At 39.7% G+C, this 16,374-nt stretch carries 13 protein-coding genes and 1 other annotated feature; of the genes, 2 read left to right on the forward strand and 11 right to left on the reverse strand.

Annotated elements, in window-relative coordinates; genetic code table 11:
- Nucleotides 1–68: 68 nt before the first annotated feature.
- Nucleotides 69–1,328 carry an MFS transporter gene (locus tag MKY88_RS16525; protein ID WP_340814175.1) on the reverse strand — a complete coding sequence of 420 codons (1,260 nt, stop codon included), beginning with the start codon at nucleotides 1,326–1,328 and terminating at the stop codon, nucleotides 69–71.
- Between the two features lie 193 nt (nucleotides 1,329–1,521).
- On the opposite strand from MKY88_RS16525, the gene MKY88_RS16530 reads away from it, so the two are divergent.
- On the forward strand, nucleotides 1,522–1,980 hold the full coding sequence (locus MKY88_RS16530; protein ID WP_193832670.1) for a MarR family winged helix-turn-helix transcriptional regulator: 459 nt from the start codon (nucleotides 1,522–1,524) through the stop codon (nucleotides 1,978–1,980).
- A 40-nt stretch (nucleotides 1,981–2,020) separates the two neighbouring features.
- On the opposite strand, the gene MKY88_RS16535 is transcribed toward MKY88_RS16530, so the two are convergent.
- From MKY88_RS16535 to MKY88_RS16570, 8 genes are all read right to left on the reverse strand, one after another.
- Nucleotides 2,021–2,533: an adenine phosphoribosyltransferase gene (locus MKY88_RS16535; RefSeq protein ID WP_008181098.1), complete on the reverse strand. Its 513-nt coding sequence runs from the start codon at nucleotides 2,531–2,533 to the stop codon at nucleotides 2,021–2,023.
- 30 nt (nucleotides 2,534–2,563) lie between these two features.
- Complete coding sequence (gene recJ / locus MKY88_RS16540; RefSeq protein WP_340814176.1) at nucleotides 2,564–4,885, reverse strand: single-stranded-DNA-specific exonuclease RecJ; 2,322 nt, start codon at nucleotides 4,883–4,885, stop codon at nucleotides 2,564–2,566.
- 195 nt (nucleotides 4,886–5,080) lie between these two features.
- Nucleotides 5,081–5,875, reverse strand: coding sequence for a tryptophan synthase subunit alpha (gene trpA, locus MKY88_RS16545; RefSeq protein ID WP_328204210.1), 795 nt, complete (start codon nucleotides 5,873–5,875; stop codon nucleotides 5,081–5,083).
- Nucleotides 5,872–7,083, reverse strand: a complete 1,212-nt coding sequence (gene trpB / locus MKY88_RS16550; RefSeq protein ID WP_340814177.1) for a tryptophan synthase subunit beta — start codon at nucleotides 7,081–7,083, stop codon at nucleotides 5,872–5,874. Before trpB ends, trpA begins: the two co-directional genes overlap by 4 nt.
- Nucleotides 7,083–7,697: a phosphoribosylanthranilate isomerase gene (locus MKY88_RS16555; protein ID WP_328204205.1), complete on the reverse strand. Its 615-nt coding sequence runs from the start codon at nucleotides 7,695–7,697 to the stop codon at nucleotides 7,083–7,085. Before MKY88_RS16555 ends, trpB begins: the two co-directional genes overlap by 1 nt.
- Nucleotides 7,694–8,485: an indole-3-glycerol phosphate synthase TrpC gene (gene trpC, locus MKY88_RS16560; protein WP_340814178.1), complete on the reverse strand. Its 792-nt coding sequence runs from the start codon at nucleotides 8,483–8,485 to the stop codon at nucleotides 7,694–7,696. The genes MKY88_RS16555 and trpC overlap by 4 nt, the downstream gene beginning before the upstream one ends.
- The gene (trpD, locus tag MKY88_RS16565) at nucleotides 8,482–9,513 is read right to left on the reverse strand and encodes an anthranilate phosphoribosyltransferase (RefSeq protein ID WP_340814179.1); all 1,032 of its coding nucleotides are present in this window, start codon (nucleotides 9,511–9,513) and stop codon (nucleotides 8,482–8,484) included. Before trpD ends, trpC begins: the two co-directional genes overlap by 4 nt.
- The gene (locus MKY88_RS16570; RefSeq protein WP_340814180.1) at nucleotides 9,510–10,880 is read right to left on the reverse strand and encodes a chorismate-binding protein; all 1,371 of its coding nucleotides are present in this window, start codon (nucleotides 10,878–10,880) and stop codon (nucleotides 9,510–9,512) included. The genes trpD and MKY88_RS16570 overlap by 4 nt, the downstream gene beginning before the upstream one ends.
- A gap of 115 nt (nucleotides 10,881–10,995) precedes the next feature.
- Nucleotides 10,996–11,263 (reverse strand) — a binding site (T-box leader).
- Nucleotides 11,264–11,583: 320 nt separating this feature from the next.
- Between MKY88_RS16570 and MKY88_RS16575 the strand changes: the two genes are divergently transcribed.
- Nucleotides 11,584–13,272, forward strand: coding sequence for a methyl-accepting chemotaxis protein (locus MKY88_RS16575; protein WP_340814181.1), 1,689 nt, complete (start codon nucleotides 11,584–11,586; stop codon nucleotides 13,270–13,272).
- A gap of 99 nt (nucleotides 13,273–13,371) precedes the next feature.
- Here the strand turns inward: MKY88_RS16575 and secDF are convergent, their stop codons facing one another.
- Entirely contained in the window at nucleotides 13,372–15,639 is a 2,268-nt protein-coding gene (secDF, locus tag MKY88_RS16580; protein ID WP_069482138.1) for a protein translocase subunit SecDF, read from the reverse strand.
- 346 nt (nucleotides 15,640–15,985) lie between these two features.
- Nucleotides 15,986–16,294: a post-transcriptional regulator gene (locus MKY88_RS16585; protein ID WP_340814183.1), complete on the reverse strand. Its 309-nt coding sequence runs from the start codon at nucleotides 16,292–16,294 to the stop codon at nucleotides 15,986–15,988.
- Nucleotides 16,295–16,374: the final 80 nt, after the last annotated feature.

Genomic DNA, 16,374 nt, shown 5'->3' on the forward strand with positions numbered 1-16,374 from the left:
ATAAACTTTTGTTTGATTTTTGTCAAAAAAAAGTTGAACCTATCATACGGAGGTTCAACTTTTCATGTTTAGTTCGTTTGTGCTTGCTGAGAAGTTTGTTTTTTGACTATGATAACGAATAGGCTCGCCAATGCACAAAAAGCCCCTGCAAGAAAAAAAGCCCATGTATAGGAATTGAAAAATTTATAAATCAACCCACCACCATATGCAGCGACTGCCGCTCCCGCTTGATGAGAGGCAAAAATCCATCCGTAAATAATACTACTCTTTTGTACGCCAAAAGTTTGTCGGGCAATACTAATCGTAGGTGGCACTGTTGCAATCCAATCAAGTCCATAAAAGATAGTAAAAATAGTTAATAAAACAAAGGATCCCTGTGCCAAAGCATATGGGAGTAACAGGAGTGAAGCTCCTCTTAACAGATAATACCAAAATAATAACCAACGATTATCAAAGCGATCTGATAGCCAACCAGATGCAGTAGTACCTAGTAAATTAAACACACCCATAAAAGAAAGGAGCGATGCAGCGGTTACTAATGGAATACCAAAGCTAATGCAATAAGAGACAAAATGAGTACCGATTAAACCACTCGTTGAAAGACCGCAAATGAAAAAGCTCCCTGCTAACAGCCAAAATGTTTTGACTTTAACCGCTTCTAATAAGCCATTGAAGGCCATACTAATTGGATTTTTCTTGAGCTGCACATGGGGATTTTCAAATATCTCATCCTGTCCATAAGGTGTTAAGCCCAAATCCTGCGGTTTGTTTTTGATAAAAATAGCAATCATGATTAACATCACTATACTCAAAAGTAGAATAAAGCCGATTGCCCATCTCCATGAATAGTGGTCAATGATAATAGCAAGCACTGGCAATAAAATAAGCTGACCCGTGGCTGTACTAGCCGTTAAAATCCCTACTGCCAACCCTCTTCTTTTGACAAACCAATGATTGGCTACATAAGGGCTGAGCACCGTTAAAAAGAGGCTTGCGCCCAGACCAATGATCCCACCCCAAATAATGATTAATTGCCATGATTGATTCATGAAAAATGTTAAAGACATGCCTAGCACTAATGTAGACATAGCACTTATCATCATCCTTTTTAAACCTATCACTTCAAGCAAAGCTGCCATGAATGGTCCAGAGATGCCATATAAAAATAAGCTGACGGCAAATGCTAGCGCAATCGTCGACCGATCCCATTGAAATTCCCTTTCTAAAGGATCAATAAACACACCAGATGATGACAACGTAATTCCAGCAACAATAATGGAGAAAAACGTGACCACTAAAATAAACCAACTGTAATGAATCCGCTTCATTATTCCACCTACTTTTCTTGTCAGAATCAACCTAAAAACATGTATATACATGCTTTAGAGTATATTCGTTCATTTATATGTATATACATGTATAATGATAGTAACCATTCCATTAGATAGCTGTCAATAAGTATTTTTTAGCTCTTAGGTGTATACTTAAAATTAGTAGAATCCCCTTAAAGGAGTACTGACCATGAAAAATCAACAGAATACTATCGATTACACACAAATATGTGTTTGTGCGAACCTTCGAAAAAAAACAAGGGTCGTGACGCAGTTATATGATAAATTACTTCAGCCTACTGGTTTAAAAGTGACTCAATATTCTATGCTGGCACACATCGACCTTCAACAAGCTGTTTCCATTAGTCGTTTAGGTGAAATTTTATTGCTCGATCAAACCACCGTGACACGTAATATCAATCTATTAAAGCAATATGGCTACGTCGAGTTAAAGCGTGATCCACATGACGCTCGAACTAAAAATATTATGCTCACTGAAAAAGGATTAGACAAACTGCATGAGGCTGCACCCATTTGGCAAACGATTCAAGATAAAATAATTGATGATATTGGTGTCGAAAAATATGCTGATTTCTACGATACTTTGCGAACAATGCAAAAGATCATTCAGTCCTACGAAGAACAATAAAAAAAAAGCGCCCATTGCAATGGCGCTTTTTTCAATGCTCTTAATATTGAATAAGAGTTTTAATATTTAAGTCGCCAAGCTTGTCACGACCATTTAATTCTAAAAGTTCAATTAAGAAGGCACAACCAACTACTTGACCACCTAATTGTTCCACTAGACGAACAGTGGCTTCTACTGTACCGCCAGTTGCTAGTAAATCATCACAGATTAGTACCTTTTGACCAGGCTTAATCGCATCATTATGCATTGTTAATGTATCTTTGCCATATTCAAGACCATAGTCTGCACTTATAACCTCGCGTGGTAATTTACCCGGTTTGCGAACAGGCGCAAAGCCGATTTCAAGGGCATAGGCAACTGGGCATCCAATAATAAAACCACGTGCTTCAGGACCCACTACAATTTCTGCGCCTAGTTCTTTTGCATATTCTACAATTTGATCTGTCGCATATTTGTATGCTGGTCCATGATCCATAATTGTAGTAATATCTCTGAATGTAATACCCTCTTTCGGCCAGTTTTCAACCGTTGTAACGTATTGCTTTAAATCCATTTGATTGCTCCTCCTACGAAACGTTTTCGTCTAGTCATGTATTCGTTCATCAAACCATTGTTTTAATTCTATATAAGGAGCATAGACAAGCATTTGCTCCATTTCAATCTGTTCTGAACGTTGTTTGTACGACGGTGCCTCGGTCAATGCTTGTTTTGGGGCATCCACGTTGACAGTCGTCAGTCCACTCTCCATTTTAACAAAATCAAGCTCAAAAAACACCTGTGTCATAAATTTTAATGTTTCTAATGGCCATCCAGTATGCTTAGCTAAGTCTGCTACATGCATATCAAGTGGAAATGCTGGTCGATTTTTCAAGAATTTATAATACCATGCAAATTGCTCACGGGTAGGTAAAACATTAAAGTATTGTGAATCGGGCATATAAAAGTGCGCATAAATGCGTGAAGGGGCTGTCTTCTGTAAAACCTCTTCTAGCCTTTGAATATTTTCAGGCAAATCTAAAAGGACAATATATTCACTTTGTCCAATGTTTGAAAAAGTAGGATCAACTACTGTTATAGGAACATCAATTAACGATTGATAATAGGTCATTGTTGCTGGATGAAAGGCTATAAATGTCGCCTCTTCCTTTGGCACTGTATTTAGCCAGCGAGCCGTTTGACGAATACCACGAATATCAAAAAGCTGCCATTCAGTGGTTTGAACATCTTCAATCATAAATTGAGCTTTTTTACGACCCTGCCACTCGTTAATTTGCAAATCACCAATAAAGGACACTTTTATGCCATAGGTTAATTCATCATGTAAATGGCCCTTATGGAAACCGACACTATCTAATTTGTCATAGCCATTCGTTAGTTCCATTTTTATATGATTCTCAGCTGCTCCAATTTTTCGCATCGAAGATATTTCAACATCCTCAAGCACATAAACTGGCTTCGGAAAATCCGTGCCAAACGGTCCAAGAGTTGATATTTCTTCAATAGCATCTGCAGAAATTTCATCTAGGCTTAGAGGAATATCAATGTGTACCACTGGTGTTAACTGCTCTTCTGTTAAACATGCTCTTGCCTGTGTATCCAAGCGTGACCTTAGTTCATCCACATGCTCAATTGATAAAGTCATCCCCGCTGCCATCGGATGCCCCCCAAAATGAGATAAAATATCACGGTTTTTGGCTAATTCATTATATAAATGGAAGCCTTCAATACTTCGTGCAGAGCCTTTTGCTGTGCCTTTATCAGGGTCAAGTGAAAGGACAATCGTCGGACGATAATATTGTTCAACAAGACGTGATGCAACGATTCCTACAACCCCTGCATTCCAGCCTTCTCCTGCTACAACAAGGACTAAAGAATCGCTAATTTTCTTCTCTGCTTCAATTAGGGCAATGGCTTCATCCGTTATACTTTTGACAATATCCTTACGCTCGGTATTGCAGGCATTTAGCTGTTTGGCCAAGGCTGTTGCCTTTGCACTATCCTCTGCCATTAATAATTCGACACCTGGCGATGCATCACCGAGTCGACCCACTGCATTAAAGCGTGGACCAAAATAAAAGCCAATCGTTTCCTCATTAATTTTTGCTTGCTCTGTACTTGCAATATCACACATGGCTTGTACCCACGGGCTAAGAGAACAACGCATTTCCTCTATGCCTCGTTTAACGAGATAACGATTTTCATCCACTAATGGCACTAAATCAGCCACCGTGCCAATCGCAACATATTCTAATAAATGAGTTGGTAGTTCTCCGTATAGAGCATGTGCAAGTTTAAAAGCTACACCTACACCAGCAAGTTCTCCAAAAGGATAATGCCCTTCAGGTAAACGTGGGTGTAAAATGATATCTGCTGGTGGTAATTCCTCCCCAGCTTCATGGTGATCGGTCACAATGACATCCAGACCAAGCTCCTTCGCTACACGAATAGGTTCGATCCCCGAAATCCCATTATCCACAGTGATAATTAACTGCACACCCTCATTATACGCTTCCCGGAAAAGGGCCTCGTTTGGCCCATAACCATGAATAAAACGGTTCGGTATTTTAAAAGATACATCAGCACCAAGATCCAATAGAACATTTAGCATAACCGTCGTACTTGTCACACCATCGGCATCATAATCGCCATAGACTAAAATTTTTTCTCCATTATCAAGAGCTTGCTCAATTCGTGCCACCGCTTCCGCCATACCGTGCATGAGAAAAGGGTCATGAACATTCGCTTCTGTCATATTTAATAAGCTTTCTGCATCAGCTGTTGTTTCACAGCCTCTTGCTGCTAAAATTTTTGCTGCAATCGCAGAAAGTTGTAAGTCATTTTGTAATGCTTGTACAAGTTTTACGTCTGGGCGCTCCACTTGCCATCTTTTTTTCGATAGAATCATCTTCTCACTTCCTTACGAAAGCTATTATACCGAAATTCTACACGATACGCACTATCCGTAAGATTGATAGTTTTATCCAAGTAGGGCTATCTGCCAGTTTCGGCATGCCGCCACTTTCCCTACACTATCCGTCACTCTGCCTACGCTATCCATCACTTCCACCACTCTATCCACCACACAGAAAAAAAGCCTACTCTAGTAAAGAGTAGACTTTTCATACATGCCTTTTGAAGCGGCTATTAATGCTTCTACTGTTGCCATCCTGCCTTCATGTAAAGCCGTTACAACGGCACTTCCAACGATGACTCCATCTCCCAACATTCCCATACTATTTACTTGCTCAGGCGTTGAAATGCCAAATCCTGCTAGTACGGGGATTGGACTTACGTGACGCAAGCGTGCAAAATGTTGTTCTAAATTAGTAGCAAAATTAGACCGTTCTCCTGTAATCCCATTTACAGTCACTGCATAAACAAATCCTTGGCTTGCAGCAGCAATTCGAGCAATGCGTTCAGGAGGACTTGTTAATGATACAAGCTGGATGACATCAATGCTATGTGGATTTAAGGCCTCTCGTAAAATCCCGCTTTCCTCTAATGGCACATCGGGTACGATAATTCCTTTAACTCCTCCAGCTACACAAGCTTGAGCAAAAGCCTCCAAGCCATATGCTAATACTGGATTAAAATAAGTCATTATGACTAAAGGGACAGTTATTTCCTCTCTAAATGAAGCGAGAGTTTGTAATACTTTCCTCAACGTTACGCCAGCTGCCAATGCCCGTTCTCCAGCCCGTTCAATTGTTGGACCATCTGCAACTGGGTCTGTAAAGGGAATACCTACTTCAACAGCTGTTACACCAAGCTGCTGTAGTTTTAAGACCGTTGGCTTGATTGTTTCTAATCCTCCATCGCCTGCCATCATATAAGGAATAAAAGCCTTATGTCCTGCAAGCTTTGTCTGGTCAATCGCCTGTTGTAAAGTCGTCATTTCAGATCCCCTCCTAGTGCCGCACGAACTGTGTGTACATCTTTATCCCCTCGGCCAGATAAGCACACCACAATCATGCTGTCACTCGGCATAGTTTTAGCAAGTTTTGCTGTATAAGCAATAGCGTGGGAACTTTCAAGTGCGGGAAGTATACCCTCTGTTCGACTTAATAATTGTAAGCCTTCTAATGCTTCAGCATCTGTGATAGAGTCAAATTGTGCTCGACCAATTTCATGTAAATAACAATGTTCTGGCCCTTTCCCTGGATAGTCTAACCCCGCTGAAATAGAGTGCGCTTCTTGAACAAAACCATTTTCATCTTGTAGTAAATACATGTAAGCGCCATGTAATACACCCAATTGTCCACCTGCAATGGCTGCAGCATGCCGCCCAGTTTCTAGACCACTTCCTGCTGCCTCTACACCGTATAAGGCAACTGATTCATCGTCAACGAATGGATGAAACATACCAATTGCATTACTACCGCCACCAATACAAGCTACAACTGCATCTGGTAAACGACCTTCCTTTTGCAGAATTTGTGTCCTTGTTTCTACCCCGATAATACGCTGAAAGTCCCGGACAATTTTTGGAAATGGATGTGGGCCTAACGCAGAGCCTAAAATATAATGCGTATCATCCACATTTGTCACCCAATAACGCAAAGCAGCATTTACAGCATCCTTTAAAGTTTTTGATCCACTTTCCACCGACTGAACCTTCGTGCCAAGTAGTTCCATACGGAAAACATTTAACTGCTGACGTTTGATATCTTCTGCGCCCATAAAAACAACACATTCAAGATTTAATAAGGCACATGCGGTAGCCGTTGCTACACCATGTTGCCCAGCTCCTGTCTCCGCAACAATTTTCTTTTTTCCCATCCGTTTAGCAAGAAGTGCCTGGCCGATCGCGTTATTGATTTTATGAGCACCTGTATGATTTAAGTCTTCACGCTTTAAATAGATTTTCGCTCCACCAAGCTTCCTTGTTAAATTTTCTGCGAAATAAAGCGGGGTTTCACGTCCAACATAGTACTTTAAATAATAAGATAGCTCCTCTGTAAATGCTGCATCTTTTATTGCTTCCTCGTAGGCAGTCTCTAATTCTAGCAAGGCCGTCATTAATGTTTCAGGTACAAACCGCCCGCCAAATTGACCGAAACGCCCTTCCTTTGTTGGTACACTATTGGCTATCGAAATTGTCATTATCTATGCCCCCTCTTTGCCATTTGTAAAAATGTCCGTATTTTTTTATGATCCTTTATGCCTTCTGTTTCTACACCACTGGATACATCCACCATGTGAGGGTCTACATCTGTAATGGCTCCTTCAATATTCTCCGCCTTCAATCCACCAGCTAGTATTAATCTTTCCCGTGGAATTCCCACTTCATCGAGTAAAGTCCAGTCAAAAGTTCGACCACTTCCACCTTTAAAATCAGTTCCAGGGGCATCGAATAAATAATAGTCCACCTGATAATTAGCAGCGGCTTGCACATCCTCTTTTGTCCGTATAGATAATGCTTTTATAGCCGGATAACCTTGTTCTGCAATAAAGGCTGCTGTTTCCTCTCCATGGTATTGCACGTAATCTAAAGGCACTCGCTCAACCGCTTCCTGTAATTCAGCAGGAGTTGGATTGACAAAGACACCAATTTTCAAAATACCTTGTGGCACTTGCTTTGCTAACAGCTGTGCTTGTTCAATGGATACACGGCGTTTACTTGGTGCAAAAACAAAGCCCACAGCATCTGCTCCAGCATGAATTGCTGTTTGAATATGTTCTAATTCTTGTAATCCACAAATTTTAACTTTTGTCATACGGAAGTCTCCTCGGTTTGAACTTGTAAACGTCTGAGTGCTTGCCCTGCATCTCCGCTCCGCATTAATGCTTCTCCAACAAGAACGCCACTAGCACCCATAGCTGCCACTTGTTTCGCATCGTCCTGCGACCAAATACCACTTTCGCTAATTAATAGATGTTTCTCATCAAACGGAAAGGCTTCTGCAATCTCCTTTGTTCGCTGTAAATTGACTTCAAAAGTACGTAAATCTCGATTATTAACGCCAATCAATTTCGCATCGACTGCAAGGGCACGTTCGAGCTCCTCACTATCATGCACTTCCACTAAAATCTCTAAGCCTAAGCTCGTTGCATACCTATATAAATCACGTAAAGCTTCATCCGTTAATGCTGCTACGATCAATAAAATTATTGATGCGCCTGCTGCCTTCGCAAATCGAATTTGCACTCGATCCACCATAAAATCTTTACAAAGAAGTGGCGTATCCACAGCACGAGCAACTGCAGCTAAATCTTCAAAGGAACCTTTAAAAAATTCCTTGTCCGTTAATACAGAAATAGCGGCTGCTCCTGCCTGAGCATAAACTTTTGCTTGGGCAACTGGATCTGCCCCACCAGCAATTAACCCTTTGGAAGGCGAAGCACGTTTCATTTCTGCAATCACCTGCAATGTGTTTGCTTGCCGTAATGATTGGAATAACGAAGGGCGTTGCTGATTTGTAAAATTTGCTAAAGGATCAGGCTGCTCTAATAATGCTCCTACCTCTATTCTCTTTTGCTGAAGTATTTTTTGAAGAATATTCATTGTCCAACCTCCACTCCTTTTAATTGCTCACTATAAGCTACAACCGTTGCTAATTTTTGTAGGGCTCGCCCACTACTAATACTGTCTTTCGCCATAGCCACACCCTCTTTAATCGTTTCTGCCTGACCATGACCGAATAATCCAATTCCGACATTTAACAATACCGTATCTAAGTAGGCACTCTGCTCCCCAGCCAATAAATTTTTCATAATTACCGCATTTTCATCAGCATTGCCACCGCGAATGGCCTCTAATGGTGCCGAGCGAAGACCGACATCCTCTGCGGTCAATGAGAATGGAATCAAATCTCCTTTATCTAGTAAAACCAATGTATTTTGCCCTGCTAAGGAAGCCTCATCTAGCCCTTGAGGACCTGATACTACAATGGCACGTTCCCGTCCTAGCATTTGAAGTACAGAAGCATATTCCATGACAAAATGGGGACGATTAATGCCTGTAAATTGTGTTGAAAGGGTTACAGGATTTGTTAAAGGACCAACTAGATTAAAGATGGTTGGTCGACCTAGTGAACGTCGCACCTCCCCAATCCTCCTTAGTTTAGGATGGACATTCGGTGCATATAAAAAAGCAACTCCTTCTTTCTCCAAAAGATTTACAGTTTGTGGAATTGTCATATCTGTATGAATACCTAATGCCTCTAAAACGTCTGAGCTGCCAGAGGAAGACGAAATTTTACGATTTCCATGCTTGGCGATTTTAACACCAGCTCCTGCTAGCACGAATGCAGAGGCAGTGCTGATATTAAATGTATGAAGACCATCACCACCAGTGCCGCAATTATCCATATAACTCCCTTCTTTTACAGGGACATGACGGGCAAATGACCGCATGATTGTTGCTAATGCCGCTACTTCATGAGCAGTTTCCCCCTTTATAGATAGGGCTGTTAAAAAGCTTGCGATTTCAGCTTTAGGGGTGTCATCCTGAAATATCCATTGCGCCACCTCCAGCATTTCTTCATACATCAAATGCTCCCCTTGCAACACTTTCTGCTGTAAATATTTCATTCGTTTTGCCCTCCATTATTATCCAATAACTGTAAATACGCTCGTTCTTCCTCTTCCACCTGTTGTAAAACGCTTAATATGTCCGTATATTTTGTAACCTCAATGGTCGATTGCATATGCATTATTGCCTGTTTCACCACAATGGATTGCCCTGTTAAAGCAAAATCCAAATGCCCATTAAAACCAATGAAGCCGAGAGCTCCGCCAAAAATACTCGCAGGTTGATGCCATTTTTCAAAATAATGGGTTGCCTGTTCCTTAGCTATCCCTGTAGTTGAATATGGTGGTAGCATTGCTGCTAATACATCAAGGGCATGAAGCATCGGCAAAAGCTGTCCCTCTATGCTAGAAGTCATGTGTAAGACTTGCTTCGATTTCACAATGCGCATAGCATCGATTACCTGGACGGAATCCCGAAAACAAACAGACTGTAACTCTTGTTGCACTGCGCTCACAAGGACGGCATGTGATTTTCTAATCTCTAGATGATTGTATAGTTTGCGTTCATTTTCTAAGTCGTCACTTTTCGTTCCTCCCCTTGGGTATGTTCCCTCTGTCGGGGTTGCAATCACTTGTTCTCCTTTTACTCGTATTAGACTTTCAGGAGAAGTACCTAAAACTACATAATCTTCAAATTCTACATAATACATATAGGCAGCCGGCTTTTTTTTACGGAGCTGTCTATATAACGAAAAAGTGTCTCCCTGAAACTTTGCCAAATAGCACTTCGGTAATACGGCTCTTGTCATTTCCCCGTTTAAATTACGTTGAATGTTCTGTAGAGCATTTGAAAATTGATCCTGTGTAGAAGTATCAAGCGTTTGATACATGTAAGTTGCTTCTTCACTTGCATGCCCCTGTAACAACTGTTGGGCTAAATCCTCCAAGTCAGGCTCTTGTTTTTCCACATTTATATTTGTATGAATCAACGTCACTTCATCTGTTACATGGTCAAAAATAATGATCGTTTCATATACATGAAAATGAATATCTGGGAGATCCTTTGCATCGGTTTGCAGCATCGATGTTCCTCCATGACCTATATAACCAACGGCACCTCCAGAGAACGGAAATTCAGTCGTATTGGAAATGCGTGGCATGAGTCTTTTCAGTAGAGCAAAGAGCTCACCTTTATGGACATAGGTTTTTCCTGTTTGATAGGAATACTCCTGAATTTCTTGCCCCACACCTTTATATGTTTTTCTTGGATTCGCACCAATAAATGAAAACCTTCCCGCTCCCTCATGCTGGGCTGAACTTTCCAGCAAAAATTTATACTTACCTTGTAAACGTCTAAAAATTAAAATCGGTGTTAAAGAATCGCCATTGATGGTTTTCATTTTTGTTCTTGAACTCGTTGTTTGCATAGCTTTCAATCTCCTTTTTCAAAGATTCCTTGAGCTAATGTCTAGACGAGTAAAGAAAAACTGCACTGTTGAATGAAAATAAAAAAATCCCCTGCAAAAAGGATTATTCCTAATTGCAGAGGACGATCATGACCGCGTTGCCACCTCATATTAGAGCATTTTGCTCTCACTTTAATGCCTGCACCTGCTACGGTTCATAGCTAATAATTTCGATAGCTAGGTCCCATATATCGTTCAAGCATTCCCTATAACGTGGGGATTCACGTTCGCTTTTTAAAGGCGACTCTCATAAGCCCATTCACATAAGGTACAAATCAGTTCTCACCAGCCACTGACTCTCTAAATTGCACACTTATGCTACTACTCTTATTCAACAATTTCTCAGCTATTCTCATCTAAACTCAGCTCATCTGTTCTTAGGCTGACCACGCTCCCGTAGCCTTCTACCTTGACCGAACAAAAAGTTAGCCTTAATTCTATGCCAAACAAATATAATTGTCAATCAATTTTGAAGAATCAAGTGGTTTACATGGATTTCAGAAGCTTTTTATATAGGTATATAAACCTTTAAAAATACTATAAAAAGGGAAATTTTACTCCTGCAGTTGAAAATTTTCTGAGTATTGACCTTGTAAAAATATCAAGTTATAGTAATTTCAGAACATTTATTTTTTCCATATAACAAAAGAAGGTAGGAACGTCTATGTCCGTTCGTAACAAACTAAATCTGGGCTTCATTTCATTAACATGTTTACTCTTCATTTCAAGCATTGTTAGCTTTCTTCAATTTAAAGCTACGCAAAATGATCTAGAAGAAGTGCTGCAACATCGTATTGTTCAAATGCAATTAACAGTGAAAATTCAGCAAGAACTCGCATCACAAGGTTTATTTTTACGTTCCTATATTTTAAATCAAAAGGATGAAACAGCTAAAGCTAATTTAGAGCGCTATGAAAAGCTTTTACCAGAATCGGTGAATGAACTTTCAACGCTTGTTCGTTCTGATTACACCAAAAATATCATGCAGCAAATCACAGCACTACAAAAAGATTTACTTACTCATTCCGAAGAGGCGATCCAAGCCTTCCATAATGGGAATGTAGATTTAGCACTCTCTTACATAAATAATGATGTGACAAAAGATAATAAAGAAATCTTCCAATTGACGAAGGAAATGTTAGAGTATCATAATGAACAGCTTCAAAAGGTTGATGCTGAAGTTAATCAAACGGTTGCACGAGCAATTATTATTTCCATCACGCTACTATTAGCTAGTATCGTTATTGGCGTATACTTTATGTATTTTGTTAAAAGGTCGATTGTTCAGCCATTGCGTCAGGCTATTGATGCGGCTGATACATTAGCACAAGGAGATTTAACGATTGATGAGCTGACTCACCAATCCAAAGATGAAATTGGTACACTAGCTGTGGCCGTCAATACTTTAAAGTACAATCTAACTGGATTAATGTCAAACATCCAAGATAGTGCCTCCCACCTATCAGCTGTCTCTGAAGAGCTGTCTGCTAGCACGGAGGAAGTGACGGCAACTTCTGATGATATTGCACAACGAATTCAAGAAAACTCAACACATATCTTTTCATCCGCCAGTGCTTCACAGCAAAGTGCCATAGCAATGGATGAAACAGCAGCCGGTGTCCAACGCATTGCAGAAGCGACACAAAGCCTTTATTCCAATGCAGAAAGTATGACTCAGCTCGCACAAACAGGAGGAACAACCATTTCCACAGCGAAAGAACAAATGTCTATCATTTCTGTGGCTACTTCTGAAATTGCTACATTAACCGAAAAATTAAGTAAACAATCAGAAGAAATTGGACAAATTACAGCCGTCATCACGGCCATTTCAGAGCAAACAAATTTACTTGCATTAAATGCGGCAATTGAAGCGGCAAGAGCTGGGGAACACGGTAAGGGCTTTGCGGTAGTAGCTGATGAAGTACGTAAACTTGCCGAGGAATCTAATCAATCTGCCAATCAAATAGTTGCCATTACAAAAGAAATTCTGACAGATACACGCAATGTTGCAGCTGCCGTCGATAATGGTCTAGCTTCTGTCAAAGACGGCGTAAACAAAATTCATGAGGCAGGAGATGCTTTCTACTCTATCACATCAGCCGTGACTGCATTTACTGAGCAAATTGAAGAAATCTCTGCTACATCCGAGGAAATTTCCGCCAGTGCTGAACAGGTTGCTGCCTCTGTCACGGAAATAGCTAGCGTATCAAATCAATCAGCCAGCAATTCACAAATAATTGGAGAGTCTGTTGATGAACAAGTCGCAACAATGCAGCAAGTGAACGCGGTCGCTGAGGAGTTAAGTCAACATGCTCAGCAACTACAAACATTGCTTCAACAATTTAAAATATAAAAAAAGAAAATCTGCTGCTTTTTAGAAAGCTAGCAGATTTTTTTGCATAATAAAAGCAGGGTATAGAAAACAATTTGTTTTCTACCCTGCCCATTTAAATTATACAGTAGGTTCGTCCGTACCCCATTGTTTTTTCTCTTTCTTGTGTAGCTGTCCATCTGATTTTTTCATTTCACGAATTTTTAATGAATACCAGATTTGAGCTGCGATACAGATGGAAGAATACATACCTGTAATTAAACCAATCAATAACGCGATCGAGAAGTTTTGAATAGATGGTGCACCAAAAATTAATAAAGCTATAACAACAATAATAACTGTTAAGACTGTATTAACAGAACGTCCCATTGTTTGGCGTAGTGATTTATTTACAATATTCGCCAATACTTCTCGATCATTGATAGTATCATAACGATCTAAGTTTTCACGCATACGGTCAAAGGTAACAATCGTATCATTGATGGAGTAACCAACAATTGTTAACACAGCCGCAATAAACGTAATATCTACTTCTAAACGCATGAAGCTAAAGACAGCAACAATTAAGAATACATCATGCAATAATGAAACAATTGCTCCAATACCCATACGCCATTCAAAGCGAATTGCTACATAAATGATGATTCCAAGTGCTGCAATAGACAATGCCTTAATGGCATTCTTTACAAGTTCCTTACCAACTGTTGGCGATACGGTACTTACAGCTGGTTCATGGCCATATTTTTCGCCAGCTTCTTTTTTGAATTTTAAAATTTCTGCTTGTGATAGGTCATCTTTATAGCGAATAACTGCTGTATTACTTTTCTCTCCAGAGAGTATGATATCTTCTGATGAAAAGTCGATGCTATCTAGATACGTGGATACTTCTTCTTTTGTTAAGGTTTGATCAGATTCAATTTGGACACGAGTACCGCTTGAGAAATCAATACCTAGATTTAGGCGGAAAATACCTATAACCACTAACCCAGCCACTAAAATGGCTAAGGAGAATGTATAAAATTTCTTACGGTTATGAACAAAATCGAAACGATCAAATTTCGTTGATAAATCAAGTGTACCAATATTTTCATCCAGACTGTGCTGTTTGGACTTTGCAATACCAAACCATGCTGGATTATTGAAATAACCACTATTAACAAGTAGCCCTAATAGGACGCGTGAACCCCAAACTGCTGTTAAGAAGCTCAGTAGGATACTAATAATTAATGTTGTAGCAAATCCTTTAACAGAGCTTGTTCCCCATTGAAACAGTACTGCAGCAGCTAATAAAGTTGTCAACTGTGCATCCACAATGGCTGATAAAGATTGTTTAGACCCAATTTGGAAGGCTTGCTTAGTAGAATAGCCTACTCGAAGTTCTTCACGAATACGTTCTGCTGCTAGAATGTTGGCGTCCACAGCCATCCCTATACCAAGCACAATGGCAGCAATACCTGGAAGCGTTAATACGGCATTAATCCAATCAAATACAACCAAGACTAAGAAAGTGAATACAACAAGTGTAATGATGGAAATAAAGCCTGGTAAACGATAGTAAAATAACATGAATAAGAAAATAATTACTACGCCGACAATACCCGCAAAAATAGTACTTTTCAGTGCTGCATCACCAAACTGAGCACCAACAGAAGTGGAATAAATTTCATCAAGCTTTACAGGTAGTGCCCCAGCATTTAAAATATCTGCTAAATTTTTAGTTTCTTCAACAGAGAAATTACCACTTATCATAACGTCTGTAGTATTTAATGTTTGACTAACAGTTGCTGCAGATGCATATCGTGGTTTTGCTTTTTGCGACTCTGCTTTATAGGAATCAACACCCTCTTCAAAGTCTAACCATACAACTAATAAATTTTGGCCTGCAGGTTTCGCCGCAATTTTACTTGTTATATCAGCAAATTTTTTCGCATCTTTTAATGTTAAAGAAACAATTGGACGATTTTGTTGGTCAAAGGAGTCTTTAGCACCATTTGCCTTTAAATCGTCTCCATCCAATAATAAATTATCATCGACATCGCGGAATGTTAAATTTGCAGACGTAGACAATAATTTACGTGCGGATTCCTGATCCTCAACACCTGCTAATTGAACACGAATACGATTCTTGTCCTCAACCTGAATGCTCGGTTCACTAACCCCCATAGTATTTACACGTTCACCAAGCGCAGTTGATGTTGCTGTAACAACTTCCGGTGTGATTTTTTGTCCTTCTTTTAATTCATTTACCTCGTAAAGCACCTCAAACCCGCCTTGTAAGTCAAGACCAAGCTTAATGTCCTTTAAGACGCCGTTTACAGTCGTACTAATTCCAGCTACCAAAAGCACAAGAATTAATAGGAATGCAACTATACGACTTTTTAGTTTCATTGAAAATCCTCCTCGAAATGGTGTAAGGGTTGTCCTTACACGCCAAACAAGTAACTAGCAATACCTTTTGAAACAATTAATCCTCCTTTTCATTAGAATCATGTTACCTGTGTCTCAAAAAGGTAGCTTCACTTATTTCATTCGTTCATAACGCGCAAGTTTATCTTTGTATTATTAGGTACTAGCCTTCCTAATGCAAGTAATATCGCATGGGAGGTTTATGTAAGTATACAGTATTTCAAAATAAAAAAAGCGCAACACACTTATTATGAAACAGGTTGCGCTTGGTGTCAATTCAACACATATAGGTTTCTTTGAATTCTTGCAAGATTTGACACATCGTAATTTATGTTTTGACTGGACCAAGCAGTAATTGTAATTCTTCTGTATTCAGTTCTTCAAACCAATTATCACTTTGTAAAAACTCTACTTGATTAAATGAGACGATATCAGATGGTGATACCGAGAATATGGTAGCAATCACCTCATATAAGCGTAGTTGATCTATTTTCTTTTTACGCCATTTTTTTTCAACACAGTACCGCCAAAGCTCTTCTGCCGTTATAGCATCGTAATGAAAATACTTGAACTCTGCTATCTTACTATCAATTGCAGGACGAATTTTTTCAAATAGTTGCTCATATTGCATACTCATTTTGAATCATCTCCAATCAAAGTCGTAACGTAAGACATGCTTGCATACAAATAGTGTAAATGAATTTTTGCGGCTTGAGA

Source organism: Lysinibacillus sp. FSL R7-0073 (assembly GCF_038009065.1).
In the GTDB taxonomy this organism is placed as follows: Bacteria; Bacillota; Bacilli; order Bacillales_A; family Planococcaceae; genus Lysinibacillus; species Lysinibacillus fusiformis.

What these genes read in the sequence shown, in the direction of transcription:
- secDF (WP_069482138.1), bottom strand. Translation starts at nt 15,639, where the DNA reads ATGAAACTAAAAAGTCGTATAGTTGCATTCCTATTAATTCTTGTGCTT.
- MKY88_RS16525 (WP_340814175.1), bottom strand. Translation starts at nt 1,328, where the DNA reads ATGAAGCGGATTCATTACAGTTGGTTTATTTTAGTGGTCACGTTTTTC.
- trpC (WP_340814178.1), bottom strand. Translation starts at nt 8,485, where the DNA reads ATGAATATTCTTCAAAAAATACTTCAGCAAAAGAGAATAGAGGTAGGA.
- MKY88_RS16555 (WP_328204205.1), bottom strand. Translation starts at nt 7,697, where the DNA reads ATGACAAAAGTTAAAATTTGTGGATTACAAGAATTAGAACATATTCAA.
- MKY88_RS16530 (WP_193832670.1), top strand. Translation starts at nt 1,522, where the DNA reads ATGAAAAATCAACAGAATACTATCGATTACACACAAATATGTGTTTGT.
- trpA (WP_328204210.1), bottom strand. Translation starts at nt 5,875, where the DNA reads ATGACGACTTTACAACAGGCGATTGACCAGACAAAGCTTGCAGGACAT.
- MKY88_RS16570 (WP_340814180.1), bottom strand. Translation starts at nt 10,880, where the DNA reads ATGCAAACAACGAGTTCAAGAACAAAAATGAAAACCATCAATGGCGAT.
- recJ (WP_340814176.1), bottom strand. Translation starts at nt 4,885, where the DNA reads ATGATTCTATCGAAAAAAAGATGGCAAGTGGAGCGCCCAGACGTAAAA.
- MKY88_RS16575 (WP_340814181.1), top strand. Translation starts at nt 11,584, where the DNA reads ATGTCCGTTCGTAACAAACTAAATCTGGGCTTCATTTCATTAACATGT.
- trpB (WP_340814177.1), bottom strand. Translation starts at nt 7,083, where the DNA reads ATGACAATTTCGATAGCCAATAGTGTACCAACAAAGGAAGGGCGTTTC.
- MKY88_RS16535 (WP_008181098.1), bottom strand. Translation starts at nt 2,533, where the DNA reads ATGGATTTAAAGCAATACGTTACAACGGTTGAAAACTGGCCGAAAGAG.
- MKY88_RS16585 (WP_340814183.1), bottom strand. Translation starts at nt 16,294, where the DNA reads ATGAGTATGCAATATGAGCAACTATTTGAAAAAATTCGTCCTGCAATT.
- trpD (WP_340814179.1), bottom strand. Translation starts at nt 9,513, where the DNA reads ATGAAATATTTACAGCAGAAAGTGTTGCAAGGGGAGCATTTGATGTAT.